General features: G+C 42.8%; 27 protein-coding genes. 12 read left to right on the forward strand and 15 right to left on the reverse strand.

Annotation, left to right across the window (positions count from 1 at the left end; all coding sequences use genetic code 11):
* Nucleotides 1–166 precede the first annotated feature (166 nt).
* The 3 genes from MHH56_RS17795 to MHH56_RS17805 form a co-directional block, all read right to left on the reverse strand.
* Nucleotides 167–748 carry a histidine phosphatase family protein gene (locus tag MHH56_RS17795; RefSeq protein WP_339202877.1) on the reverse strand — a complete coding sequence of 194 codons (582 nt, stop codon included), beginning with the start codon at nucleotides 746–748 and terminating at the stop codon, nucleotides 167–169.
* A gap of 69 nt (nucleotides 749–817) precedes the next feature.
* The gene (locus tag MHH56_RS17800) at nucleotides 818–1,420 is read right to left on the reverse strand and encodes a hypothetical protein (RefSeq protein WP_339202878.1); all 603 of its coding nucleotides are present in this window, start codon (nucleotides 1,418–1,420) and stop codon (nucleotides 818–820) included.
* Nucleotides 1,417–2,013 carry a sigma-70 family RNA polymerase sigma factor gene (locus MHH56_RS17805; RefSeq protein ID WP_076265683.1) on the reverse strand — a complete coding sequence of 199 codons (597 nt, stop codon included), beginning with the start codon at nucleotides 2,011–2,013 and terminating at the stop codon, nucleotides 1,417–1,419. The genes MHH56_RS17800 and MHH56_RS17805 overlap by 4 nt, the downstream gene beginning before the upstream one ends.
* A gap of 323 nt (nucleotides 2,014–2,336) precedes the next feature.
* On the opposite strand from MHH56_RS17805, the gene MHH56_RS17810 reads away from it, so the two are divergent.
* From MHH56_RS17810 to MHH56_RS17845, 8 genes are all read left to right on the forward strand, one after another.
* Nucleotides 2,337–2,471, forward strand: coding sequence for a hypothetical protein (locus MHH56_RS17810; RefSeq protein ID WP_339202880.1), 135 nt, complete (start codon nucleotides 2,337–2,339; stop codon nucleotides 2,469–2,471).
* Between the two features lie 44 nt (nucleotides 2,472–2,515).
* The gene (locus MHH56_RS17815) at nucleotides 2,516–3,208 is read left to right on the forward strand and encodes a class F sortase (protein ID WP_339202882.1); all 693 of its coding nucleotides are present in this window, start codon (nucleotides 2,516–2,518) and stop codon (nucleotides 3,206–3,208) included.
* 255 nt (nucleotides 3,209–3,463) lie between these two features.
* Nucleotides 3,464–3,649 (forward strand): hypothetical protein, encoded by a 186-nt coding sequence (locus tag MHH56_RS17820; RefSeq protein WP_339202884.1) that lies wholly within the window; start codon nucleotides 3,464–3,466, stop codon nucleotides 3,647–3,649.
* 116 nt (nucleotides 3,650–3,765) lie between these two features.
* Nucleotides 3,766–3,876 (forward strand): sporulation protein YjcZ, encoded by a 111-nt coding sequence (locus tag MHH56_RS17825; protein WP_339202885.1) that lies wholly within the window; start codon nucleotides 3,766–3,768, stop codon nucleotides 3,874–3,876.
* A 163-nt stretch (nucleotides 3,877–4,039) separates the two neighbouring features.
* Entirely contained in the window at nucleotides 4,040–4,219 is a 180-nt protein-coding gene (locus MHH56_RS17830; protein WP_339202886.1) for a hypothetical protein, read from the forward strand.
* Nucleotides 4,220–4,346: 127 nt separating this feature from the next.
* Nucleotides 4,347–4,460, forward strand: a complete 114-nt coding sequence (locus MHH56_RS17835) for a sporulation protein YjcZ (protein ID WP_339202887.1) — start codon at nucleotides 4,347–4,349, stop codon at nucleotides 4,458–4,460.
* Between the two features lie 202 nt (nucleotides 4,461–4,662).
* The gene (locus MHH56_RS17840; protein WP_082360686.1) at nucleotides 4,663–4,773 is read left to right on the forward strand and encodes a sporulation protein YjcZ; all 111 of its coding nucleotides are present in this window, start codon (nucleotides 4,663–4,665) and stop codon (nucleotides 4,771–4,773) included.
* A gap of 284 nt (nucleotides 4,774–5,057) precedes the next feature.
* On the forward strand, nucleotides 5,058–5,954 hold the full coding sequence (locus MHH56_RS17845) for an NAD-dependent epimerase/dehydratase family protein (RefSeq protein ID WP_339209645.1): 897 nt from the start codon (nucleotides 5,058–5,060) through the stop codon (nucleotides 5,952–5,954).
* A gap of 12 nt (nucleotides 5,955–5,966) precedes the next feature.
* Here the strand turns inward: MHH56_RS17845 and MHH56_RS17850 are convergent, their stop codons facing one another.
* The gene (locus MHH56_RS17850) at nucleotides 5,967–6,455 is read right to left on the reverse strand and encodes a MarR family transcriptional regulator (RefSeq protein ID WP_339202888.1); all 489 of its coding nucleotides are present in this window, start codon (nucleotides 6,453–6,455) and stop codon (nucleotides 5,967–5,969) included.
* A gap of 123 nt (nucleotides 6,456–6,578) precedes the next feature.
* On the reverse strand, nucleotides 6,579–7,424 hold the full coding sequence (locus MHH56_RS17855; protein WP_339202889.1) for a copper amine oxidase N-terminal domain-containing protein: 846 nt from the start codon (nucleotides 7,422–7,424) through the stop codon (nucleotides 6,579–6,581).
* Between the two features lie 218 nt (nucleotides 7,425–7,642).
* Here MHH56_RS17855 and MHH56_RS17860 point away from each other — a divergent pair, with 218 nt between their 5' ends.
* On the forward strand, nucleotides 7,643–9,133 hold the full coding sequence (locus tag MHH56_RS17860) for an RtcB family protein (protein WP_339202890.1): 1,491 nt from the start codon (nucleotides 7,643–7,645) through the stop codon (nucleotides 9,131–9,133).
* A 123-nt stretch (nucleotides 9,134–9,256) separates the two neighbouring features.
* On the opposite strand, the gene MHH56_RS17865 is transcribed toward MHH56_RS17860, so the two are convergent.
* From MHH56_RS17865 to MHH56_RS17875, 3 genes are read right to left on the reverse strand one after another with little or no spacing between them, the layout of a single operon-like run.
* On the reverse strand, nucleotides 9,257–9,475 hold the full coding sequence (locus tag MHH56_RS17865; RefSeq protein ID WP_339202892.1) for a hypothetical protein: 219 nt from the start codon (nucleotides 9,473–9,475) through the stop codon (nucleotides 9,257–9,259).
* A gap of 25 nt (nucleotides 9,476–9,500) precedes the next feature.
* Nucleotides 9,501–10,703, reverse strand: coding sequence for a Ger(x)C family spore germination protein (locus tag MHH56_RS17870; RefSeq protein WP_339202893.1), 1,203 nt, complete (start codon nucleotides 10,701–10,703; stop codon nucleotides 9,501–9,503).
* Between the two features lie 3 nt (nucleotides 10,704–10,706).
* Entirely contained in the window at nucleotides 10,707–12,278 is a 1,572-nt protein-coding gene (locus MHH56_RS17875; RefSeq protein WP_339209646.1) for a spore germination protein, read from the reverse strand.
* Nucleotides 12,279–12,553: 275 nt separating this feature from the next.
* Here MHH56_RS17875 and MHH56_RS17880 point away from each other — a divergent pair, with 275 nt between their 5' ends.
* The 3 genes from MHH56_RS17880 to MHH56_RS17890 all read left to right on the forward strand — a co-directional run bounded on the left by MHH56_RS17880 (nucleotide 12,554) and on the right by MHH56_RS17890 (nucleotide 16,396).
* Nucleotides 12,554–13,651 carry an endospore germination permease gene (locus MHH56_RS17880; protein WP_339202896.1) on the forward strand — a complete coding sequence of 366 codons (1,098 nt, stop codon included), beginning with the start codon at nucleotides 12,554–12,556 and terminating at the stop codon, nucleotides 13,649–13,651.
* 382 nt (nucleotides 13,652–14,033) lie between these two features.
* Nucleotides 14,034–15,386, forward strand: coding sequence for a cytochrome ubiquinol oxidase subunit I (locus MHH56_RS17885; protein WP_339202898.1), 1,353 nt, complete (start codon nucleotides 14,034–14,036; stop codon nucleotides 15,384–15,386).
* Nucleotides 15,383–16,396, forward strand: a complete 1,014-nt coding sequence (locus tag MHH56_RS17890; RefSeq protein ID WP_339202899.1) for a cytochrome d ubiquinol oxidase subunit II — start codon at nucleotides 15,383–15,385, stop codon at nucleotides 16,394–16,396. The genes MHH56_RS17885 and MHH56_RS17890 overlap by 4 nt, the downstream gene beginning before the upstream one ends.
* A 197-nt stretch (nucleotides 16,397–16,593) precedes the next feature.
* Here the strand turns inward: MHH56_RS17890 and crtI (MHH56_RS17895) are convergent, their stop codons facing one another.
* Genes crtI (MHH56_RS17895) through crtI (MHH56_RS17925) form a run of 7 tightly spaced genes read right to left on the reverse strand, consistent with a single transcriptional unit; the run spans nucleotide 16,594 to nucleotide 24,556 of the window.
* Nucleotides 16,594–18,063, reverse strand: coding sequence for a phytoene desaturase family protein (gene crtI / locus MHH56_RS17895; RefSeq protein WP_339202901.1), 1,470 nt, complete (start codon nucleotides 18,061–18,063; stop codon nucleotides 16,594–16,596).
* Complete coding sequence (locus MHH56_RS17900; protein WP_339202902.1) at nucleotides 18,060–19,274, reverse strand: glycosyltransferase family 2 protein; 1,215 nt, start codon at nucleotides 19,272–19,274, stop codon at nucleotides 18,060–18,062. The genes crtI (MHH56_RS17895) and MHH56_RS17900 overlap by 4 nt, the downstream gene beginning before the upstream one ends.
* Nucleotides 19,250–20,005 carry a lysophospholipid acyltransferase family protein gene (locus tag MHH56_RS17905; protein WP_339202903.1) on the reverse strand — a complete coding sequence of 252 codons (756 nt, stop codon included), beginning with the start codon at nucleotides 20,003–20,005 and terminating at the stop codon, nucleotides 19,250–19,252. Before MHH56_RS17905 ends, MHH56_RS17900 begins: the two co-directional genes overlap by 25 nt.
* Nucleotides 19,974–20,696 (reverse strand): carotenoid biosynthesis protein, encoded by a 723-nt coding sequence (locus MHH56_RS17910; RefSeq protein WP_339202904.1) that lies wholly within the window; start codon nucleotides 20,694–20,696, stop codon nucleotides 19,974–19,976. The genes MHH56_RS17905 and MHH56_RS17910 overlap by 32 nt, the downstream gene beginning before the upstream one ends.
* Nucleotides 20,693–21,568 carry a phytoene/squalene synthase family protein gene (locus tag MHH56_RS17915; RefSeq protein WP_339202905.1) on the reverse strand — a complete coding sequence of 292 codons (876 nt, stop codon included), beginning with the start codon at nucleotides 21,566–21,568 and terminating at the stop codon, nucleotides 20,693–20,695. Before MHH56_RS17915 ends, MHH56_RS17910 begins: the two co-directional genes overlap by 4 nt.
* Before the next feature lie 4 nt (nucleotides 21,569–21,572).
* Nucleotides 21,573–23,015: a phytoene desaturase family protein gene (gene crtI, locus MHH56_RS17920; protein WP_339202906.1), complete on the reverse strand. Its 1,443-nt coding sequence runs from the start codon at nucleotides 23,013–23,015 to the stop codon at nucleotides 21,573–21,575.
* Entirely contained in the window at nucleotides 23,006–24,556 is a 1,551-nt protein-coding gene (gene crtI, locus MHH56_RS17925; protein WP_339202908.1) for a phytoene desaturase family protein, read from the reverse strand. Before crtI (MHH56_RS17925) ends, crtI (MHH56_RS17920) begins: the two co-directional genes overlap by 10 nt.
* Nucleotides 24,557–24,639: the final 83 nt, after the last annotated feature.

Raw genomic sequence — 24,639 nt, forward strand, 5'->3', positions numbered from 1 at the left:
GCCTTATCACTCGGGCGCCCCGCTTCGTAAGGGTATTGTGTAATGAATAAGCGTCAGTTGATATCATTATGGGAAAATATCTATTGTTTTATAACCTAGATTACAAGGAGTTTATACAAAAAAAGCCGTACCTTTAAAAAATAAAGGCGCAGCTCGTATGCGATTCCTATGCTTCATTTAAATGGATCGTGCAATTATACAGCTGGGGATGCCATTTCTCATCTCGCAGCTCCAAGATAGAATAAGACAAGTTGGATAAATATTGATCCTCAAGACCCGAACATATCTCTTCCATGATTTGAGCCAAAAAACTACCATGAGAAACGACAAGCAAGTTGCGCTTTGGATACTTCAGCTTCCATTCATTAATTGCGCTCAAGCCTCTTGCTCTGACCTCATCATTAGACTCTACACCTTCAGCAATTTCTCGCCAATTCGTTCCCCAGCGCTCGTGACGCTCTTGCTCCTTCGTGCCTTCAACCTCGCCAAAATACCTCTCTCTCAAGCGCGGCTCACTTTCAAGCAAGGGAATATTCAACTTCGAAGCGATAATCTGTGCTGTCGCATGAGCCCGCTGCAGATCACTTGATATAACAGCATCCCATATCTGGTCTTCACGGCTTAATCGCTCTGCCAATGCTTTCGCTTGTACAATACCTACTTCATTCAATGGAATATCCGTTTGCCCTTGAATCTTTCCTTGTTCATTCCAGTCCGTCTTACCGTGGCGCACTAATCCAATCAACAAGCCGTATTCAGCTCCTTTATATAGTAGACATAACAAAAGCTCCCTAGGGAGCTTTATCATACATCAACATTAGCTTCGTGTTCTAGAGAGCCAGTTCAAAATCAGCAGCGTCATAATAAGACCAAGCAAGGACAATGCAACATAATATTGCGGGAAGGCCGGCATAACCTTTAGAACGAATGGCTCGCTAATGCTGGCAACCGGAACCTCTGCATAAAATCCTGCTGTAATTAAACCATCACCAGACGCATTTGCTGTGTCCATCAATCCGCTTAGCTCGGCGATTTCAGCTTGTGAAACACCGCCATCATTATCAAATATGAATACAAAGAATGCACTTGCAAACAAAGCCATGCAAGCTGCAACGATCAGCGCGATATTACGGCGAAACGACTTCGAAAACTGATAGCTTTTGTGCGGAACAGGCATTAACCAAGATTCCTCAGCGTAAATGCGATCCATCACATTTCGATTCACATGCTCCATAGGACCGAGGTTCTCATCTTCCTCCGATAAGAAACGAATGATATCCTCGCTCTCTTCCCACAGCTCAAACTGCTCCGCACATGTCTTGCACTCAAGCAAATGAGTGTCTATTGCTATCCGCACTTCATCGTGATCAGCTAAATCCCAATATTCGCCGAATTTGTCTTGCGCATCGTTGCAATTCATCTCGTATTCATCCCTTCGAATTCCTCCATCAGCGGCGATTGTCCGAAATACGGCTCCAGCTGCGTTTTCACGCTTGCTCTTGCTCGGAATAGCAGTGATTTAACAGAACTGACCGTTTGTCCTAAAATATTAGCAATTTCTTGATAGTCCAGCTGGTCATATTCCCGAAGAATAAGCGCTGAGCGTTGTTTTTCAGGCAAGTTGTTTATCGCTTCTCGCACCATCGCCATACGTTCATTTCTTAGCACATGCTGCTCAGGAACCGCATCAAGCGCTGCAACAGGCTCGAATCCCGATTCATCAAGCGACACATGCGCTGATTTTTGCTTGCGAAGCTCGCTAAGTACTGTATTTCGCGCAATCGTATATAACCACGTCGAAAAAGAAGCATCCAATTCGCGAAACGAATGAAGGCTGCGGTAGGCTTTATAGAACGTCTCAGAACACAAGTCTTCGGCCATAAGCTCGAGCTTTGCACTCTTCAGCATGTGATAAATAAACGCTAAAATTTTTCGTTGGTAGCGCCGCATAAGCTCGGAGTACAGCTCGACATTGCCATCCTTTATCTCTCGTATCAACTGGGAATCAGTCATGACAGGCGAACCTCCTCCACCTGCGGATTATTCCCGGACCGCTATATATCATTGTACCGACCCGGGAACGAAAAGTTGCGGTGTTTATCATAATTAATTCAAAAAACACGAATATACATATAATTCGTGTTTCGAGGGCAAATTCCTGCCTCTTTCGACAAAAGGATAAAATACAATTTTTTTACAAATGTGGATGCGAAATTATAGATTTCGGACTCAAGCTGATCGATAGCTATGTATTGGAAATAAAGTTTTATTCTACTCGCCTTACAGAGTTCTTGCAATATAAATCGCTTTCTTTAGGCTGGGAAAGGTTCACATTCATGATTATTGGCTCCAATAACCTACATGCTAAAAGCTTGAAAGCAAAAACTTTGAAGGCAAAAAACTTGAGAGCAAAAGAAATTACTAAAATGCCGAAAACCGGCTTCGGCGGCGCCAGCGAACAAGCTGAATAAACAGTAATAAACGAGGGGATCTACTCTCCCCTCTCTTACTAACTTTGAAAAAGTTTATATTGCAATTGATAGCTGCAGCTATTTTTGCCGGGTGTACAGCCTGCAGCTACTCAAATGATCAAGATCATGGTATTAAGCCTCAAATAACAACTTCAAAATCTGAGTATAATGAACCCATTGTAAAAGCAGAAACCATGCCGAGTCCACCGCCTACAAATCATAATCAAATCATTCCGAATACAATTTCTAAAGTAAAATTAGAGGGAATCGTACCCATTAAACTTTCCATTCCCGCTCTAGAAATCGATGCGATCATAGATCCAGTCAGCATAACAGAAAACGGCCAAATGGATGTTCCATCAAGCACCAAAAGGGTAGGGCTATTATCTAATGGCATTCTTCCTGGCATGGTCGGCAATTCAGTTATAAATGGACATGTTGACAGCCATACAGGACCAGCCGTATTTTACAGATTAAAGAACATAAAATTAGGTGATATGATTTCAATAAAAAGTAAAGAGGACTGCACCATCGATTTTTTTGTGGAATCGATTGAAATATTCAAAACATCCGAGGCACCACTTTCGAAAATTTTTGGTCCCGCGGATGAGTCTCGTTTAAATTTAATTACATGCACTGGTAAATTCAATCGTCAAAATCAAGAATACTCAGAACGGGTCGTCGTTTTTGCAAAACGGCACTCCGATAAAAAAATATGCAAATCTACAAGCAGCTAAAACCCATGATCTGATTCAATTGTATAGTGGATGTCAAAACGACGCCATTATTTGAATCATTGATGGTTTTTTTCTATCGTATTCATACTTCTAACCGCATATGTACTTTTACTTTTTTATCATATCCCTCCCCTACCTATTTCCTTCTAATAGTCACATGACATAGAAACTATGCCTCTGTAACAAACACACAAACACTTAAATAGATACAAACATATCTTATAGAGCAGTCAAATAAGAGGAGGTTTTTAAATAATGGCTCATAATATCGGTATTATCCTCGTTCTTTTCATTCTATTGGTTATTGTCGCTTGCAGCTGCGGTGTTTTCGGCCGTAATGAGAGAAACGATGACCGAGAAGAAAACAACGATGTACGCAGCAATGAAAACAATAGAGTAAGCGACAGAGGTTACAACGGCGGTTGTGGAGTAGGCTATTAATCCCTCAACTTAGCTTCAGACATGGATAATTTGTATTTCCCTGCCAAACAACCAATAACTATACGGCATCCATGTATAACTTACTTTCTAAACAGCAGTTAGGAGGTGAATTTCTAATGTCAGGATCAGTTGGCGGTGTTAACAATAACATCGGTTTTATTCTCGTCTTGTTTATTTTGTTAGTCATCATTGCTTGCAGCACAGGTATTTTTGGCGGCAGCTACTAGAAATATACTGTCGAGCTTAACAAGCTCCCATTTGATTATTTTCTCTTTCTTCATTTACTAGTCTAATGACATTGAAACTATGTCTATGTAACAAACACACAATCAAAAAATGAGAGTCAATCATACGTTATATAGTAGTTAAATAAGAGGAGGTTTTTAAATAATGTCTCATAATATCGGTACGATCTTGGTTCTTTTCATCTTATTAGTCATTGTTGCTTGTAGCTGTGGCGTATTGGGCCGCAATGAAAGAAGAAATGAAAATCATGTTGAAAGTGTCAACGAAAAAAGAAATGACAGAGTGAGCGACAGAGGTTACGGCGGCTGTTGCGGAGGCTACTAATCCTATTTTGACCACTTTGCTCGTTCTATGAGATGGATAAACATACTCTATCTACCCATTATCCTGTCTTCTAGCTATAGCTTTGACTAACTTGCTCTATAAGATAATCCAAGGAGGTGAATGTTTCATGTCAGGATCAGTTGGCGGTGCTCACAATAACATTGGTTTTATTCTTGTACTCTTCATTTTGCTCGTGATTATCTCTTGCAGCTGCGGAATTTTCGGTGGCAACAACTACTAATCATTAGCTATTGGATATGACTTCTTCACTTGTCCTACAGACTACAGAGTATCCTTAACGGCCTTCCCATTACAAAACCTCTAATCCCCTATTTTAGGCTAATGATACTAGGCATATGTCACCCCATGACAAATATCCAGTCACTAAGCTTTTGCAATGCATACCTTACAATGTATTCAAGTCGCAAGGAGGTGGATGTTTAATGTCAGGATTCGTTGGTGGTGCTAATAATAGTATTGGTTTTATTCTGGTACTGTTTATTTTGTTGGTGATTATCTCTTGCAGCTGCGGTATTTTCGGTGGAGGTTACTAATAAATAATAAATGATGGGCTTACTGCTGCCTTCACGCATTCAAAATGCTGAATACACTTAAGCCTCTCCAGAAGACCCATTATGTGGGTCTTCTTTTTTTTATATTGAATCTAATCCTTGCTTACATAGTCAAAAAATGTCTACACATGCTCTTTTAGATGCAGCCCTCATGAATTGAATTACCTTTTTTTATGAAAGTATTGACAAAATAGTAAAACCACTAAATAATAAAATCAATACATTAGTTAGTAAATTAATTAATTGGAGGAGGTTTTTTATTGAAAGTGTTTATTACAGGCGTTACTGGGTATGTCGGCTTCGCGGTAGCTAAACAATTCCTATCCCAAGGTTATCAAGTTTCCGGATTAGTTCGAACACAAGAAAAAGCTGAGCATTTAATTAAATTAGGCATCTCCCCTGTAATAGGCGATCTTGCTGATCTGGCTTTGCTGGCGGAATGTACTTATGCTGCTGATGGTGTCATTCATACTGCTATCTCGCATAATTCTGACATGGAAAAATTAGATGTTCATGCAGTTGATGCCATGTTAGACGGTTTGGAGGGCACTGGCAAAACATTCGTATATACGAGCGGAACGTTAATCTATAACGATACGCTTCATAATGTCGTTGATGAGGATTCGGCTGTAAATCCATTGCCGTTCTTGCAATGGAAAGCAAATCAGGAGCAAAAAGTGCTGACAGCTGCTGAGAGAAACATTTGTACTGTCGTTATTCGACCAGCTCTCGTTTACGGACGTGGTGGCGGTTTAGTTGGGGCGACTATTCAAAGAACGAAGCTCGCTCAATTCGCCAAATACGTTGGTGATGGACTAAACGCATGGTCAACCATTGATGTAGACGACTTGGCAAACCTTTATGCATGCGCTTATACATTTGCATCTCCTGGGGCGTTATATAACGCAGCTTCCAAGGAACTCATTACAACCAAAGAGCTCATGATAGCAATTGGCAAAATTGCCGGCGTCGCTGAAATTGAATCGTGTAGTTATGAAGAAGCTGTTCATGTTTTGGGCCCTGCTGCTTGGGGAGCGAGCATTAACCAAAGAATATCTGGTTTACGTGCTGAACAGCAGCTGCAATGGAGCCCCTCTGCCAACTCGATCGTCAAAGAATTGGAGGAAGGTTCTTACCAAGCTTTTGCAAAAATAAAACGATAGTCCGTTACCGGACTATCGTTTGGATGCTTCGCTATCTTCATAAGTATTCAGAAATTTTATGGATTTAGCTAATATTCGTATGAGTTGCTCGGCGTCATCTGCACCTAGATGTTCTCTTAAGTGCTGAAAACGTTCAAATAGCTCTGTCTCCCTTGCTCCAACAAATTCATGTCCAGCTTCAGTTGCTGTAACAAGAATGGATCTCCGATCACTTGCATCCATCGTACGAGTAATATACCCGATCTGTTCAAGCGATTGTATGACATGCGTCACAGCAGCTGAGGTTATTTTCAACTGTTTGCTTAGATCGGAAACTTTAATGCCATTAGAACCCGGCGGACATAAATACGTCAAGTAAACAAGCAAATTGGATTCGCTCTGCCGGAGCTCCTTAGAAGGACTAAACACATGCCCGACACGCTTCAATTGGCCGAATACGAGCGCAAGTTCCTTCGTTAAGTGATCTATATTCGTTCCTTGAAAGTTATCGTCATTACTCATACCATTATGAGCCCCCATAAGCTTTTTCCAATTTATTTTTAAATTATTTACTAAATTAATAATGATGTCAAGATGGAAAGTCAAGCTTCATTCTTTATGGATGGATAAACATTAATTCATTCATTATTTTTCATTTAACGGTTTAAACGTCCTGCCCGCGATGAGTATGTACTGTAATTCATTTGGCTGAATGATCGTGCCTCCACCTGCGTTTAATTGTTTTTTGATGATGGCATCCTTTTTAACAGCTGGTCTTGGCCTATCCTTAATATCCACTGTAGAATCATCTGCATCCATGATGGATGAGTGTTCAAAATATATGATAGTATGCAGATCCTCTTGTCCCTCCGGTATATCTTTCCCTGTACTATTTTTGGCAGTTACGGTTAGATCAATGAGCGATACTTTATTTTTCACAAAGACATTATATGAAATTTCTATTGGCTGGAACGCATTGGGGTCTGCTGTTCTTGCTATCCCTACTCGGTCATCATCAGAAAGATACTTCAGTTTTCCTTGCTTTAATAATCGTTCGTCATTCAAAGTGATCACATTATTTTCATTCGTGACTTTAAAAGAGAAGGAATCAAAAAGTATTCGAGCTGGAACGAGCAGAAAACCTTTCTCCACTACTGCTTTAGTGTCCATCTCTACATTTTGACCATTAACCTTTGCAGTCTTATTGCCTGCCTGAATTTGAACAATGTTCTCCCCTTCTTTAATTTCAGCTGTTTTCGTTTGGTTATTATAAGAAACTGTAGCACCGAGCAATTCACTTACAGATCTTAATGGTAAAATCAATCGATTCTGTTTATCAACATAAGGCTCCTTTGGATAGGTATATGCCACATAATAATCGTTCATTTTCAAAATAACGGGTGTACTTTTTTTGGGTGCAGCATAACTGACAGCTGTTATGGAGAACATCATTACACCCGCAATGGTCAATTTTATTAATTTTCTCATCATTTAACAAACACTCCTTTTTTAGCATTTATCGATAAAACGTAATTCTCTATCCATTTGTTGCGCTAAAGCCCGAATTAGGTAATGCTTTTCAAATTTTGAAATGATATATTGAAATCATTAGCTAGGAAAGGATGATTACCGATGTTATGCATCTTTATCGAATACTTCAATATTACTAATGTCAATAATCTACCTATAAATCAAAAGGATGGTCCTATTTGAAAATTAACAATAGCAATAATATCCCTGTCCGTTTTTTCATAAACGACAAAATTAAGCTTGAAAAAAATGCTTTAGCAGAACTTGATCAACTCCTCACCGTCAATGAATCTGTAGAAACCCTGAAACAGCACACTAGCGGTTATTTTACGAACGAAAATGCAAAAATAGAAGAGGTAGCGATCACTCCCGATTTCCACAAAGGCAGCGGCATTCCGATTGGTACAACCATCTTCACCAAAGGATTTGTCATCCCTCAAGCTGTAGGCAATGACATTAATTGTGGCATGCGGTTATACACGACATCGCTGAAGGAAAATGATATCCGGTCAAATCTTAAACAAATCGAATCCGATATTCGTCATATTTTCTTTGAAGGCGGACGTCATATACCAATGACAAGGGTGCAGCGTGAAGCTATTTTCAAAGAAGGATTAATGGGTATTCTCGAGACACAGAAATCGATTAAGTGCAATGGTTTGTGGGAATTTTATGATGCTAAGCAGCAAGAGGACGACCTTTTAAAGGTAAATCGATTTGGTTCATTTATTACGGATAAAGTAGATGGACTGGATAGTTATTTAGGAAGCGATGATCTGTCCTATGATAGTCAGATTGGATCGATCGGCGGCGGCAATCATTTTGTAGAAATTCAGAAAGTAGTGAATATACGCAATCATGCTTTGGCAAAGGAATGGAATATCAAAGCTGGCCAAATCGTCGTTATGATTCATACAGGCTCTGTATCTATAGGGCATCACGCAGGTCTAAACATCAAAGAAATGCTGAAAGAAATTTACCCTGCCTCTCTTAAGCATCCAAGCAATGGGATCTATGTCCTGCCTCATTCCGAACAATATGAATATCAATGGAATCGTTATTGGAACCTCCTTCATAACGCAGCAAACTTCGCTTTTGCGAATCGCTTATTTCTGGGGCTTATGCTTCAAAAGTCATTGTCCAAAAGCATAAAGGATTTTGAGTATAAATTGCTCTACGATGCCCCTCACAACTTCGTATGGGAAGAAACGATTGAGGGCAGCGAAGGTTTTATCCATCGCAAAGGCTCTTGCACAGCAAAGTCAGCTGAACAAATGGCCAACACCCCTTTTCAATTTACGGGTGAGCCGGTCTTTATACCTGGATCCATGGGAGCGAAAAGCTACATTCTTGCAGGACTTGGCAATCGTGAGAGCTTATTCAGCGCTAGTCATGGTGCTGGTCGAAGCCTTTCAAGAGGAGATTCAGTAAAAGTAGATGATGCTTTGTTTCGCGAATTTATTTCCAAGTTTAATATTGTTACACCTATTGATCCGAACCGTAACGATATTAAATCCAGACAGGATATACTCAAGAAATGGGAAGAAGAATTAAAGAAAGAGGCTCCGTACGCTTACAAGGATATCAATGCCATCATCGAATCACATGAAGAACACGGCATGGCACAAATTGTTGCAGAAGTTGAACCTATTTTAACGATAAAAGGGTAAAGCTTTTTATACTGAAGGTTTAGTGGTTTAAACTAAAATATTTCATTTTTAATAATTAAAACAGCAAAAAAGCCACGTCCTTGTGACGTGGCTAACAGATGACATTCTATATTTTAGACATCTTTATTTTAACCATGTGTCCAATAAGTGTGTAACAGGATTATATATGTAGATAATCCCATCCAAAGGGTTGGGGAGTCCAATATGTAAAGCTTCAGCAATACCTATTAAGGTTCCAAACAGCAGAAGAATGGAAAATATCCATAATTCTTTTTTGGATTTTCCTCTTAATAGCGCAGGAACATCAATAGCGATAATTAAAGCGACCGCTACAAGGATCACTATGATAGGTACCATATGTGCATCTTCACTCCTCTTTCTTCATCTCTTCCAGAAAGGAATTAGACACCGTACCTAAATGTCGAATTTTATGATTTACCTTCACGTTTACTGGCATTGTCTCAAAAGTGTGATCCCAATTTTTTTTGAGCTTTCTCCATTCTTTAGGATTCGAACGATGTATAACATCCCCAAATCCAAAAATATCGACTTTGTATTTTTTCTGCACTTTTTTTACTGTCGCGTCAATGAAACCTTCGACTTTGCTGTTTGCTAGCCTTTCTACTTCAGCAATATTTTTCGTCTCCAACAAATCTATGGAGCATTGAACTTCCCCAATATTAATTTCTATTCGTATTTCGATATCGATCTGAGGTTGTCCATCCTTTACGCTGCCCTTGACCTTCGTCTTAGACCGAATGACCTCGAACGTAATTTTGCCGCCTTGTGGACAAGTAACATAACCCACTGTGCTTTTAATTTCATCGCTAATATAGTTGTATGCTTTGCTTTCAGTTTCATTTAGCCAACCAACCAACTTATCCTTCTTAAATACCGCTAGTCCCGAATATTGCAATGTAGTTGGGGTCAGAACCTTCTCCATATTTCTCTTTTCTTGCCCTATTTGCTCGTCCCCCAAAATAACAAGACCTGTTAATACAGGGTCTCTTCCTTCGCTAACGAGTGTAGTAATAAGCTGATCCAATGTAACCGTTGTTGTTGGAGCCCATTGCTTCTCTGAAGTCTGAAGGGTAGAGAACAGACTGACCGCAGGAATCGTTTCCAGCTTTGTTAATACTTTTAGCGTATTCTCGGCAGTCGTATGCTTTGATACAACGATAAAGAAATCAGTACGAATTTCTTCATCTCTTGACAAGAGATCTAACGCCTGACCAATTCCTTCCTTAGCTAAGGATTCGCCAAGAACCACAATTCGCAAATGGGAAGGATAAATTTTACGAGGGTTTATAGTGGTCATTTTGCGTACCGCTTCGAAAATGGTATTAGCCGTGATTTGATACGTCGTGACGGGTGTCTTGTCACCGCCCTTCTTCCCTGCAACTTCAGTCGGCTCGACGACCTGAACAGAAACCTTATATTGATTTCCGACCTTGTCAATTCCCAAAGCTACCGCGATTGCCAGCTCATTCAACTCACGGCCTTTCCAACAACCTGTGACGAATATAAGCGAGATGACAATTAAACAGAGTAAACATCTTTTACGCTTCATCGTTTATCCACCTGCATTATCACGCGTCGGTTCAGAATGACTGCTTTGTTCGCGAATGATGTTGTTTTTATTGATCAATCTAGGCCTCGTTAGCATTGCCCAGCGGGGGAATCGGAAAATGGTATCCTTTTGCTCCTCAAGATTAAATGGTGCAAACGGACTCAAATAGGGAACACCGAATGAACGCAAACTGCACAAGTGAAGTACGAGTGCAAAAATCCCTATGATTATCCCAAACAACCCAAAAGAAGCAGCAAGTATCATCAAAGGAAAACGAAGCATTCTAAAGGTCATGGACATGTCGAAGGCCGGAAGCACAAAGCTGGCAATTCCCGTTAGTGCAACGACGATTACCATGGCAGCAGATATAATACCCGCCTCAACAGCCGCTGTTCCAATGACTAATGTTCCTACAATGGAGACGGCCTGTGCAATCGCTTTTGGCATTCTTAAGCCAGCTTCCCGTAAAATTTCAAATGTTACCTCCATCATGACGGCCTCGATGAACGCTGTAAAAGGTACCCCTTCTCGTTGAGCAGCCAAACCGATCAATAGCTGCGTGGGTAACATTTCCTGATGAAATGTAGTAATAGCAATATAAAGCGACGGACCTAACAGAGAAATAAATATACTAAGAAAACGAAGCATACGAATAAGTGTGCTGATGTCCGCGCGCGTATAATAATCCTCAGCAGCCTGTATAAACGAGATAAATAATGCTGGGACGACCAATACAATCGGCGTTCCGTCAACCAAAATGGCTACTTTCCCTTCCAAAAGCTCAGCTGCTATGACGTCCGGACGTTCCGAATGATACAACGTAGGAAATGGAGTATAGGTTTTTTCCTGAATTAATTCCTCAATGTAGCCGCTCTCCAATATGCCATCAATATCGATCCGATCGAGACGACGATGCACTTCTTCTACTATCTTGTCATTTGCAATTCCTTTGATATACATGATCGATACATCGGTTTTTGTCACTCTCCCAATTGACGTTGTTGTGAGCCATAAATTAGGATCTTTTATTTTGCGGCGGATTAACGCCGTATTGGTTCGAATACATTCTGTAAAGCCTTCTTTCGGTCCCCGAATAACGGTCTCTGTCGTGGATTCCGTGACTGCACGGTCTTTCCAGCCTCTCATGCCGATGATGAACCCTTGGGCGCAACCGTCCAATAAAAGAATGACATCTCCAGACAACAAGGCGGTTGCCAAAGAACCAAATTCCGTAACATCCTTTATAGCTCCGACCGTTAGAATTTGATCCTTCACAACTTGAAAGATCTTATCTGGGCTAGATACGTTTGGGTCAAGCTCCGCATTAGGGATGCTTGGCATAAGCGATTCGATGATGAATTTCTGCACAGATTGCAGATCCGTTAATCCATCTGTATAAAATATCCCGGCTTTAAATTTCTCTCCTGCTCCAATCTGAATTTCTCTGATCACAATATCGCTGCTATCACCTAGCATATTTTTTACATATTGGATATTATCATCAAGGCTTAAGTTCAACCTTTTTTCTTGGGCAGCTTTGTTGGAATCTACTCGCTTGCTTGCTGGAAGCTCCATCTTGTTTTTTGATTGATTATTGAAAAACCCCATTTGTCTATGTTCCTCTCTGCTCTGAAATAGGGTGAGTTTTGTGAAAATATCTTTTACATTTGTTAACCAAACTTCGTTGATTCATACATTCATTGAATGAAGAGAGTAACTAGGACGAATGTTTATCTAACAAAGTAAAAGGTAACAATGAGAAGATGCTGCAATGCTTTAGTCAAAGCTAATGGGGAATGGTTTTTATGGACTATATAATATAACGCGGATAACTTGGAAAGAGGCCAAAAATGGTAAGAGACATCAAAATAAATGTGCGTCAATTTACTGTGTTAGTCATATTGTATTCCGTTGGTACTGCTGTCTTGATTATTCCATCAACATTAGCTGAAATCGTCAAACAAGACGCTTGGATCGCAGCTGCTCTCGGCGTGGGATTAGGGATGTTACTCGTATTATTGTACAATGCCGTAGGCAATATTTATCCAGAAAAGACCCTAGTTGAAAAAAATGAGAAGCTTCTCGGACGCTGGCTGGGCAAGGCCGTTTCTATTACTTTTGTTTTTTTTGCATTCATCACAGCAGCAGATCTTTTGTATTATATGGCGGATTTTATAACAACACAGATCATGGCCGACACACCAGCCCAAGCTATTCATATTCTTTTTGCTTGCGTAGTCATCATGGGAGTTCGACTTGGTCTTGAAAATCTTGCTCGGACAGCGGAGTTTTTTTTCCCTTGGTTTGTTTTATTATTTATCATTTTAGTCATTTTCATTTCGCCGCAAATCGACTATCACAACATTCAACCCGTATTTGATAATGGAATAAAACCGATGATTCGTTCTACCTTAATCTTCACAAGTATTTTCTCTCTATCCCCTGTTATTTTATTAATGATTTTCCCTGTTTCAGTGAATCAACCTAAAAAAGCTCAAAAAGCTTTTTTGATAGGAACATTTATAGGGGGAGTTATTTTAATTATTATTATCGCTTTGGCTGTTCTAGTTCTCGGTCCGGATACAACAGGAAGACATATGTATCCAAGTTTTGCGCTAGCTAAAAAAATAAACACAGGAAATTTTATACGTATTGAAGCCATAATGGCTGGCTTATGGTTTGTCACGATTTTTTTTAGAACATCACTGTATTTTTACGCTGCTGTAATCGGTCTTGCACAAACCTTGAATTTAAAAGACTACCGCTCACTTACGTTACCTTTAGGGATGATCATGGTCGTATTTTCCCTCATTTTACATCCTAACGTCCTTCATGGAAGTGATTTCAACAAAGGAGCATGGATACCTTATGTCTCGACATACGGACTCATTCTTCCTTTGATTTTATTAGGGGTTCATGCGTTTCGAAAACAGTTTCAAAAAAACTAAAGCTTGAAATCAGGCTGTCCTAGCAGGTCATTCAGACGAATGGACGGCCTATATTATTTTACCCTCACTTACTTTTGAAGTGTTCATCAGTTCGTTACATTTCAACCTCCATATAGCTCTATCGAGTCATATTATTTTCACTTCATAAAGGGCATACTGATTTAAGCCCAATTGGAAGCTGTAATCATTTGTTTATTGTGAAATACATCACATAGTTTGAAGGCGAGTGAAACCATGAAAGAAAATAAACAAAATCGTTCAAAACAACAAGAAAAAAAATTAATTATGTTATGTGCGGTTGTGACTCTGCTCATGCTGTTGTCGATCATCCGTAAATTTTTGAGCTAGTTCAAAAGAATCAATCATCTAAGGAGTGAATCCCATGCTGCTTAACGGCTATGATCCCGTTGTATTCAGTCGTATACTAACCTCTCTCACCCTTGGCTTCCACATCATCTATGCCACGATAGGTGTCGGCATCCCGCTGATGATAGCACTAGCCGAATGGATCGGCATTAAACGGAATGACTTTCATTACCTGTTGCTTGCAAGGCGCTGGGCTCGCGGCTATGTAATCACCGTTGCAGTCGGCGTCGTGACAGGAACAGCAATTGGACTGCAGCTAAGTCTGCTATGGCCAAGCTTTATGAAAGTTGCTGGACAATCTATCTCCCTGCCTCTTTTTCTTGAAACCTTTGCATTCTTTTTTGAAGCCATCTTTCTCGGTATTTACCTCTACACTTGGGATCGCTTTAAAAGTAGGATGACGCATTTTTGGCTGTTGATTCCCGTCGTTATTGGTTCATCAGCTTCAGCTTTCTTCATTACGATCGTGAATGCATTTATGAATTATCCGGTTGGATTTACTTTAGTTAATGGTGAAATCGCGGACGTTAATCCTATCGCAGCAATGCTTAGCCCGGCCATGCCGACTAAAGTAGCACATGTGCTCTCTTCAGCTTACTTAACCTGTGCTTTCATACTCGCAGCCATTACGGCTTGGTCGCTGCTTAAAGGAAAAAACCATATTTACTATAAGAAAGCTTTAAAGCTCACAATGGTTTGTGCCTTTGTTTTTATGATTTCTACAGCGCTTATCGGCGATTTGTCGGGAAAATATCTTGCAAAATATCAACCCGAGAAGCTGGCTGCAACGGAATGGCATTTTGAAACGATGGGCAAAGCGCCGCTTATACTCGGGGGTATCCTTACCGAAGACAATGAAGTGAAATACGGACTTAAAATCCCGTTTGGACTAAGCATTCTCGCTCACAGCAATCCGTTTGCTGAGGTCACTGGATTAAATGAATTTCCTGAGGATGAGCATCCGCCTCTATGGATTCATTACCTCTTTGACATTAAGATGGCTTATGCAGCCTTTATGGTGCTGGTCTCCCTTCTATTTATTATTGAAATGGTTCGAAAAAAAGGGAATACATACCGCCGCTGGCTTCTATGCGCCGTTGTTATTGCTGCCCCTGTAGCGATACTCACCATTGAGCATGGTTGGATTTTCTCAGAGGTTGGCCGGCAGCCGTGGATCTTAAGAGGCATTATGCGTACAGCGGAAGGTGCAACGACATCCGATCATGTCGATTTGATGCTTTTGCTATTTGCTCTGCTTTATCTTGTGCTTGGCATTTCTTCTGTAAGAGTTCTAATAAAAATGTTCCGAAATAATCACGCTGAAGATGAAATAGCTGCCTACGAGAAGGAGGCTCATGATCCATTATGAGTTATGAAGTCATTGGTATTACCGTGCTTTGGACTTTTCTGTTTGGCTACCTCATTATCGCTTCTATTGATTTTGGCGCCGGTTTTTTCAGCTATTACAGCTCTATTACTGGAACGAGGCATCTGATCCATTCCATCATTGATCGGTATTTGTCCCCAGTATGGGAGGTCACGAATGTTTTTCTCGTTTTCTTTTTTGTCGGGTTTATCGGATTTTTTCCGGATACCGCCTATTATTATGGTACTGCCTTGCTTATACCGGGAAGCATTGCCATCGTGCTGCTAGCCATTCGCGGGGCTTATTATGCTTTTAATCATTACGGCTCACGAAGCCGGAAAATCTATACACTCATGTACGGGGCTAGCGGCTTGCTTATTCCAGCTGCCTTATCAACAGTACTAACGATCTCAGAAGGAGGATACATCAAGGTTACAGATGACGGAAAAGTAGTATTTCTCGTTAACGAACTGTTTAGAAGCAGCTATTCCTGGTCCGTTGTTCTGCTCGCCCTTGTAAGCGTGCTGTACATATCGGCTATGTTCTTAAGCTTCTATGCCCATAAAGCGGGTGATGCTCCTGCATTTAAGATCGTTCGAACATACGCGCTCGTATGGAGCTTGCCGACAATACTTAGCAGCCTACTTGTTTTCTTCGCCATCCATGACCATAATCGTGAGCACTATGAGAAAATGCTGGACAGATCATGGATGTTCGCTTTATCCTTTCTCTTTTTTTTGTTAGCCGTTTACTTGGTATGGAAGCGCCAGCGACTTGGATTATCGTTTATCTTCGTCATTTTGCAGTTTGCTTTCGCGTTTTATGGATACGGTTCAGCTCATCTGCCTTACATTCTGTATCCCTATTTGACCATACACGATAATTTCACCAATGACTCGATGGCTATAGCGCTAATCATAGCATTTGTACTCGGCTTGCTGCTTTTGATCCCTTCACTATACTTGCTGATGCGTCTGTTTTTATTTAACACAAAATACGTCAAAGGCAAATAAATACCGTAAACGAAAGCAGGTGTACGATATTGGAAATTACTTTAATTATGATTGCCCCACTTCTCATAATAGTCATCGCAGTAGTGTTCCTATTTGTATGGGGTGCTAAAGGCCAAACTTCGCCTAGGGAATAATCTCAATAAAAAACGCGTCTTTTTCCTTTTGGAATTGGACGCGTTTTTTATTAAGATCTATATTCACGATGAAAGTATAGCCTCTGCTACAAGCTGCCCCGATAGGGTTACCATCGGTGTTCCCCCGCCTGGATGCGTCGTACCTCCGACAAACCATAAACCCTTTAGATCGGCTTGATTGGAGGGCCTTGCAAAGGTTTGCCGTGCTGTATTGGAGGAAATGCCATATATAGCTCCGCGGTATGCCGATGTCTGCTTTTGCATTTGGTCAGGAGTGTAGACTGCTGAAAACTCTGAATCATCAATTAAACCAGACAAGCCATATGCTTCAAGTTTCGTTAAAATGCTTTTCTGATACGATTCGGCTTCTTGCTCCCAGTTCAACAGCGGAGAAGTGTATGGAGCGTTAGTCAGGATAAACAGGTTGCTGCCTCCAGCAGGGGCCATCCCATCCTCTGAGTAACCTGAATGGCAAATGTAAATTGCAGGGTTCTGAGGTGCTCTTCTTTGCTGGAAGATGTCGTCAAACTCACTGCCATAGTGTTCTGGGAAAAACACAGTATGATGCAGCAGCTGGCTGTAGGTCTTCTTACTGCCAATGAGGGAAACAAAACCTGATAACGATGGCTCATACGATGAGATTTTGGCATTGCTCATGCTTGGTCGCTTTGATTCTTCCAGCAGGTTTTTGCAAATAGCCAGCACATCACCATTTGCGATGATGATATCAGCTTTATAGTCCGCCTTGCTCGTAACAACACCTGTGATGCGACCGTTTACTGATGTAATCTGTTGAACACTCTCGGACGTATGAATCGTTACACCTAGCTCCTTTGCAAGACGGCCGAATGCCTCCACAATCTGGTAGGTGCCGCCTCTCACTCCATAAATACCTAACTGCAGCTCCAAATGAGCAAGCATTGCAAAGATAGACGGAGCCGTCCGAGGCGCCGATCCAACATAGGTCGCATACCGTCCAAAGAGTGCAAGTGTATTCGGATGCCTAAAGTAACGGCGAAGCAGCCGTTCCAATGTCAGCCATGGACGAATCCGCAGCAAACCCGCAAGCAGCCTTACGTCTGCTTTATCCTTCCATGACAGCAGCAGCCGATTCATGAATAGCTGATCAGCTTGTTGATATAACGCAGCAGCCTCTTTCATGAATGAGCGATACTGCTTCGCATCCTCTGGACTATATGCAGCAATTTGCGCTTCCATTAGAACGAAATCAGAGCATAAATCAACTGTCGTTCCGTCTGCAAAATAATTTCTCGTACCCGGGTTCAGCGGATAAAAAGTAACGTAGTCGTCCATTCTTCGACCAACGCTCTCGAATACCTGCTGAAATACATGAAGCATCGTAATCGTGCTTGGTCCACGATCGAAGCGATAACCGCCAAGCTCAATGCGCTGAAGCTTTCCGCCGAGTGCTGCCTGTTGTTCAAGCACAGTGATGTGATAACCCGCATATGCCAATCGAATCGCTGCAGATAATCCGCCTAAACCTCCGCCAATGACAATGACTCGCTTCACGAATACCTCCTCCCCTTCCATTCATAACCAGTGCCATTTAAGCTCGCCCGCCACGAGGCCAACGCAATCGCTGACAGCAGAAATATACTTGCAGGTAAACATAGGGATAAGTACCAGGGCTGTCCACTTTTCCTATCAATGATTCTCTTCAGACAAACGCCTAGTAGATAGCAGAGCGAGCTTGGCAATAAAACAGTTGTAAGCCATCCTTCCGGATATGCATGCATGATAAGCCCAGCTAAACTAATGATCATCATTATCGGAGGCAGTATATAAAGCAAGGTGTATATAAACAACATAATCCCAAGCAATAAGCTGCTGCGACCTACACCTGCAAATATATTTTTCTTATAGCCGTTCCAAACCCCTGCAGCGTTCTGATACATACGCATGGAAATTTGGGGACAAACGTAGGCTAAAGTGACGGGGAGCCCGGCTTTTTTGACTGCACCAGCCAGCTGCATATCATCGACGAGATGACCTTTGAAGCCAGCATGGCCGCCTGTCGCCCAGTAGCTTTCTGCTGAAATCATCATAAAAGCACCGTGTGCGGCGACGAATTTTGGATCTGGCGATTGCCGAACGAGTCGTATCGGCAGATGGCAGGCAATCGAGAAGCTCATCATCGGGACGATAAGCTTCTCCAGCCATGTTCCAGTTTCCTGCTTAGGGAAACCGGTCACGAGCCCTTGATCTTGCGCTAACGCGGTGTCAAGCGCATCCGCGAGCGCACCCGGCTCAAGCCGCGCATCCGCGTCGAGGAATAACCACCATTCGCCGTACGCCGCTTCGGCGAGCTGATGACATGCGTGCGACTTGCCCAGCCACTCGAACGGCAGCACATCACCGGGCAAAACGCGAACACGGCTGTCGCCTGCTGCAGCGAGCCGCGCAGCTTCTGCTGTTCCGTCTGTAGAACGATCATCCAGCACCAGCACCTCAATAAATATGGAAGGCTCCAGCAGCACCGATTGTATACATGCTGCAATGTTATCCGCTTCATTACGCGCCGGGATAAGAACAGACAGCCGTGGTCTAGGTGTAATTCCGTGAGCATGTGGAGCATCAGCTTGAATGGACTCAGCTCCTCCTGACAGCCAAACTCGTCCTATACCGCTGCCTCCCAACGAAGGCATTTGCGAGAGGTTCCATAACACAAATAATAGCTGCAGCATCAGGGCTGCAGCTACCGTCCAAAAAAAGATTTCCACCTTGTCACCCCGTTCATCCAAGCATCAAAAACCTCGTTCGTTGACCGTTTCGCCTTCAGCATTGATCGATACTCGGCTAGCTCCCCGCGAGCTGCTGCTATTACTGCAAGGCGGTGTTCATTCAGTTGATCCTCCAAAGCCGATTCAAGCATTGTCGTAATGGTTTTACGTCCCAGCTGCTGCCATGCTCTGTGGATAGGTTTACCGAATTGAAGACTGACTTCTGCCTTTTGATGAAGTCCTAGCGAATAATATGCGGTTACGGGCTGAACAATCGTTCCCGGACAGCGCTCCAATAAATAGCCCGCGCCGGTTTGAAATCTTAAAGGTCTACGCTCCAGATGCTCGATATCTCCTTGTGGAAACAACCAAACTCCATAACCTTGATTTAATAAACTCTCACTATATCGAAGGGAAGCAACGATCGCTCGGCTTGACTTCTTATCAATCGAGAAAGCTCCTATTTTGCGAAAAAATCGATACCGCTTCATTTGCTCTTCATCCATCATCATATAGTGTTCACGCGCTGAAGCGTTTGCGATCGCATGATATACAACCATTCCATCCCACCAAGAGCTATGATTCATAAGATAGAGCACAGGCTGGCCTTGCGGAGCTGGATCGATCTCACCGCTCAGCTGAAACGAGTGAAAATGTCGTCTTAACAAATAGTTTTCATTGTATTGCGCGAATATTCGTTTAAACCACTTGCTTGAGTCGGATGCGATCAATCCTTCCCGCTCCTTCCGCCACAACGATAGCTGCCAATGCGATGATGAACGGCATCATTAAACCTTCTTTGGCCCCTAAGAGACCAAACATAAACAGCATCATTTGCGTGAGTCTTACAGCCTCGATTCGAACGTTAGCCGATACTTCTCTTAAAGGGAACAGAAAAGATATAGCTGCTGATATAACGAACCAACTGATGAAGTTTGCTGCCGGTATCCCGTAGAAATCACCAGGCTCATGCCAAATCCAGAACTGCCTAGCGAAAGCCACTGGATCGAGTACGAGATCAAAAACAACCGTCCATAAGCCGGTATGAAGCGCACGCGTCCATCGATTCGAGAAGGCAGTCATTCGCATCACAGTGACAATGACACCGATCCACGCACAAAATATGGCGAGGGGTACTCCGCCAAGCGAGATGCCAAGTAAAGATGTGTATTTGTAGTCTCCAAACGGCCATCCCATCGTCACACCAAGCCATTCTACAGCAAACGTAAGTACCCCAACGAGCATTATTCTACTCCAGCTGCGACGGCGCTCCTCGCCCATCATGCCTTCAATATGAATGGCATACAGGGCAAAAAACACGAGAAACAAACCATTGGAAAAGGAAAGCCACGTTGGAACGCCAATGGTCAGCATGAGGATTAACCCGAAGCAATACCAAAAAATAAATAGGTAGCGGATCATAGCGATACCGCATTGCTGTCATTAACCTCTGATAAGAGTGTATATTTCATTTTTATATTCGTATAAAGCTTTAATTTATTTAATGAGCTGACGATAGCTCGCTTCTTATAGACTTCGTAGTTGGCAGCCTTTACTTCATCCAAAATTGCTGCATAGAAGCTTGCGGCCAGCTCAACTGAAAAAGCGCTGCTGGCAGGATACGTTTCAAGCCCGCGCAAGCCTCGTGCGAACCAACTGCGTGAAAGTGTATCCAGCTCTTGCACAAGATGTTGAAATCGTTCGTCGACAACGCCCATTTCGAAGTCGCTATCGGTATAGCGATGACGAGCGAGCAGCTCAAGCGGCAGGTAACGACGCCCTCTGCTCTGATCTTCGCCAACGTCGCGAACAATGTTTACAATTTGCATGGCTTTGCCAAGCCATATTCCCGCTTCTATTACTTGAATATCTGGCTGATCATGCAAGACTGGCAATAGCATCTCACCAACTGTTCCGGCAACCAAGTAGCAATAGTCCTCCAACTGCTCCATCGTCTCATAGTGGGTGAAAGATAAATCCCGGCGCTGTCCCTCCATTTGTCTGAAAAACGGTTTTTTGCTGAGTGGAAAAGTATCAAACAGCCACCGTAAAGAAGGCCATATGAAATGATTCGCTGCCTGATCCAACCGGTTAAAATGTTGTTCAAGCTCATCAATGGAATAGGGAGAACGTTGCGGCTCATCTACTGCATCGTCTATCATGCGGCAGAAAGCATAAATAACGTAAACGGCTTCGCGCCTTGGGCTAGGCAAATAACGAAAAGCTTTATAGAACGATGATGATCCTTTCTGAATCATCGCTTCACATTGCGCCAAACAGACAGTGGGTTCCATGAGGTCACTCCTTTAACAAATAGTTGGCTAGCAATCTGGCACCTTGCATAACAATCGGGATTCCACCGCCAGGATGCACCGATGCCCCTACAGCATACAATCCTTTTATCGGATATGGCACGATTTGTGGACGGAACACTGCCGACTGTCCAAATGTTGGCGCGATGCCGAAGCTGCCCCCATGATAGAGACCATCCGACTCCGCGTCCTGCGGCGTCCTTACTTCCTTCCATTGAATCGCAGCTCTCAAGCCGGGAAAGCCCCTCTTCTCAGCCTCATCAATTACACGCTCGACTAACGCAGGCACTTCATCCTCCCACGCTACAGAACCGTGCGGCGGAGCGGGAATTAGCATATACATGACGCTCTCACCCGGAGGTGCTGCTTCCATATCCATAGCTGATGGATAAAATATGTAAAAGGATGGATCTTGCGGAAGCTGATTGTTTTGAAAAATTTGTTTTAATCCGCTCTGTAAATTGTCAGGCAAAAAAAACTGGTGAACAGAAGCTTGCTCCCACTGTTTGTTTAAGCCTAAATAGATCAAGATTGTTCCTGAAGACGGCTTATAGGCTTTCATTGGAACAGTGTTCTTTGGCATCAATGAGGCTAGATGAGGAAAATCACCGTTATATACAATCGTATCATGCAGCATTTCCCTGCCGCCTTCGTCTATCACGCCAATGCAGCGCCCATTCTCAAGTACCAATTGCTCAATCTGAGTTTCTGTCTTGATTTGAACCCCTCTACTCCGCAGCTCCTCTTCCAAAATGGATACGATTCCGGCATAACCTCCTTTTACATACCAAATACCATAAGCATGTTCAGCGAAGGGCAATAACGTATACAATCCCGGAGATTGAAAAGGAGCGCCGCCTATGTATAAGGTTTGTAGAGAGAACGCATCAAGCAGCTTCTCACTTCGGAAATATCGTCCTGCAAAGGAACGCACGCTTTTGTAAGCTTTAAGCTTCGTTAATAACGTTAAGTTTCGAAAAGTATAGAACTCTCGTTTTCGCAAAAATGGACGTTCCAGAAAAGCTTCCTTTCCTTGTTTAAAAGCCACTTCCATGTCCGCCATATAACGCTGAAAGCCATCAACTTCCTCTGGAAACATTCGCTCCAGCTCTTCGATCTGTCGCTGCTGATTCCGCCATTTGTGAAATACTGTGCCGTCTGCATAATGAATACGGTAAAGCGGATCGCATTCGAGCAGAGGTATGCGTGATCGCTCGATTCCAGCTTCCTCCAAAATACTAAGCAGCATTTCAGGCAACAGCACAATTGTAGGGCCTTGATCGATCCGATAGCCTCCGCCTTCCTGAAAAGCTAATCTACCGCCAAGCCGGGAGCCTCTTTCATAAATAGTAACCTGCTTGCCTTGCTTGCTAAGCAGCAGAGCTGCTGTTAAACTGCCTATTCCACCACCGACAAAAGCTACTCCCACCGAAAGGCCTCCTTCTGTGAGTGGATGACTGCTGAAGCTCCGCCAACCCTTATACGTTCACTATCATCCTGCGCCATAAGTAGACGGGTACTAATGCGCGCTGATTCGAAGATCGTCGGCAAGCCGCTGCCAGGGTGAGTTCCTCCCCCTACAAGCCAACAATTAGCGAGCTCTTCGAAGCGGTTATGTGGACGAAGCTTCATCATTTGATCCAGTGAATGTGCAAGATTAAACGTTGCTCCTTCATAGACATGATGATCATTGCGCCAATCTAATGGTGTAATGATGGCTTCCTCCTCGATGTCAGCCGAGAAGCCTGCAAGCTCTGGCTCCTGCTCCATACGCTCGATCATCTTTTCTCTAACGAGTTTCCGCTGTTCCTCCCAACTGATATTCGCAGTCAGATTCGGTACCGGCATAAGCGCGTATAAAGCGGTTTTCCCAATAGGCGCCAGCGTTGGATCGTTAAGCCCTGGATTATGTATATAAATAGATGCGTCTGAAGACAGCATCTTTTTTGTCATGATTTCATGTACGTTTTGGCGATAGTTGTTGGCAAATAAAATGTTATGGTGCGGCATATGTATTTCACGATTTACTCCGAGGTAGAGCATATAAGTAGAGCAAGAATATTTCTTCTTGGCAAGCTTTGCCGGACTGTATTTCTTAAGCTCACCCGGTTCAAACAAGTGGTTCATAGCGGTTGCAAAATCAGCATTGATGATGATATGATCCGCTTCTATTTTTTCACCATTTTCCAAAAGCAGACCCACTGCTTTTCCGCTGCGGCTCAGCACTCTTTGCACACCGCAGGAGGTAACAATCTCGCCATCGTACTCGCGAATCACTTCAGCCATTGCCTCGCAGACGCGGTTAACGCCTCCAACGGGATGAAAAAGGCCAAATTTATGTTCCAAATATGCGAGAATTGTAAATGTACCCGGGCATTCCCATGGCGACATGCCTAAATATTTTGCTTGGAAAGTAAAAGCATATTTCAGCCTTTCATCTGTAAAATAACGTGAAAGTCTGTCATACACGCTTCCTACCGCATTCAGCCGCGGCAGCGCTTGAAACACATCCCGAGAAATATAGTCGCTTAGCTTGCTGAAAGGCCGCTGCAGCAGCGGGGAAACCTTGTTATATTTCTCCCCCTCCTCTTTCATAAACTGAAGATAACCTTTACCGTTGCCGGGAAATAGCGCCTCGATCCTCTCAACCATCTGCTTCTCGTCCCGTGTCGGTGAGAATGCAACATCGCCGAATTGCAGCCTATATAGCGGATCAAGCGCAATGAGCTCAACATAGTCGTACAAGGAGCGATTTACAGATTGAAACATTTCTTCAAGCAGGTGCGGCATCATGAAAAACGTAGGTCCTCGATCAAAAAAATACTCCCCCAGCTGAAGCCTGGAGGTCCTCCCACCTATATAGGGCTGCTTCTCATAGACGGTAACTCGGTAACCTCGGCCAGCCAGCTCCATTGCAGCTGCTAAACCGCCAGGGCCTGCTCCAATAACGGCCACGATTCCCTTGTCCATACAAATTCTCCTTTCCAATAAAACGAATTAACTATACAAACATTATACAAACATAATACATACTCGATAATAGTCTGTAAAGT

It is taken from the genome of Paenibacillus sp. FSL K6-3182, from assembly GCF_037976325.1.
In the GTDB taxonomy this organism is placed as follows: Bacteria; Bacillota; Bacilli; order Paenibacillales; family Paenibacillaceae; genus Pristimantibacillus.

What these genes read in the sequence shown, in the direction of transcription:
- MHH56_RS17855 (WP_339202889.1), bottom strand. Translation starts at nt 7,424, where the DNA reads ATGATGAGAAAATTAATAAAATTGACCATTGCGGGTGTAATGATGTTC.
- MHH56_RS17875 (WP_339209646.1), bottom strand. Translation starts at nt 12,278, where the DNA reads ATGGAGCTTCCAGCAAGCAAGCGAGTAGATTCCAACAAAGCTGCCCAA.
- MHH56_RS17830 (WP_339202886.1), top strand. Translation starts at nt 4,040, where the DNA reads ATGTCTCATAATATCGGTACGATCTTGGTTCTTTTCATCTTATTAGTC.
- MHH56_RS17890 (WP_339202899.1), top strand. Translation starts at nt 15,383, where the DNA reads ATGAGTTATGAAGTCATTGGTATTACCGTGCTTTGGACTTTTCTGTTT.
- MHH56_RS17805 (WP_076265683.1), bottom strand. Translation starts at nt 2,013, where the DNA reads ATGACTGATTCCCAGTTGATACGAGAGATAAAGGATGGCAATGTCGAG.
- MHH56_RS17810 (WP_339202880.1), top strand. Translation starts at nt 2,337, where the DNA reads ATGATTATTGGCTCCAATAACCTACATGCTAAAAGCTTGAAAGCAAAA.
- MHH56_RS17800 (WP_339202878.1), bottom strand. Translation starts at nt 1,420, where the DNA reads ATGAATTGCAACGATGCGCAAGACAAATTCGGCGAATATTGGGATTTA.
- crtI (WP_339202908.1), bottom strand. Translation starts at nt 24,556, where the DNA reads ATGGACAAGGGAATCGTGGCCGTTATTGGAGCAGGCCCTGGCGGTTTA.
- MHH56_RS17825 (WP_339202885.1), top strand. Translation starts at nt 3,766, where the DNA reads ATGTCAGGATCAGTTGGCGGTGTTAACAATAACATCGGTTTTATTCTC.
- MHH56_RS17820 (WP_339202884.1), top strand. Translation starts at nt 3,464, where the DNA reads ATGGCTCATAATATCGGTATTATCCTCGTTCTTTTCATTCTATTGGTT.
- MHH56_RS17870 (WP_339202893.1), bottom strand. Translation starts at nt 10,703, where the DNA reads ATGAAGCGTAAAAGATGTTTACTCTGTTTAATTGTCATCTCGCTTATA.
- MHH56_RS17880 (WP_339202896.1), top strand. Translation starts at nt 12,554, where the DNA reads ATGGTAAGAGACATCAAAATAAATGTGCGTCAATTTACTGTGTTAGTC.
- MHH56_RS17840 (WP_082360686.1), top strand. Translation starts at nt 4,663, where the DNA reads ATGTCAGGATTCGTTGGTGGTGCTAATAATAGTATTGGTTTTATTCTG.
- MHH56_RS17915 (WP_339202905.1), bottom strand. Translation starts at nt 21,568, where the DNA reads ATGGAACCCACTGTCTGTTTGGCGCAATGTGAAGCGATGATTCAGAAA.
- MHH56_RS17835 (WP_339202887.1), top strand. Translation starts at nt 4,347, where the DNA reads ATGTCAGGATCAGTTGGCGGTGCTCACAATAACATTGGTTTTATTCTT.
- MHH56_RS17885 (WP_339202898.1), top strand. Translation starts at nt 14,034, where the DNA reads ATGCTGCTTAACGGCTATGATCCCGTTGTATTCAGTCGTATACTAACC.
- MHH56_RS17910 (WP_339202904.1), bottom strand. Translation starts at nt 20,696, where the DNA reads ATGATCCGCTACCTATTTATTTTTTGGTATTGCTTCGGGTTAATCCTC.
- MHH56_RS17850 (WP_339202888.1), bottom strand. Translation starts at nt 6,455, where the DNA reads ATGAGTAATGACGATAACTTTCAAGGAACGAATATAGATCACTTAACG.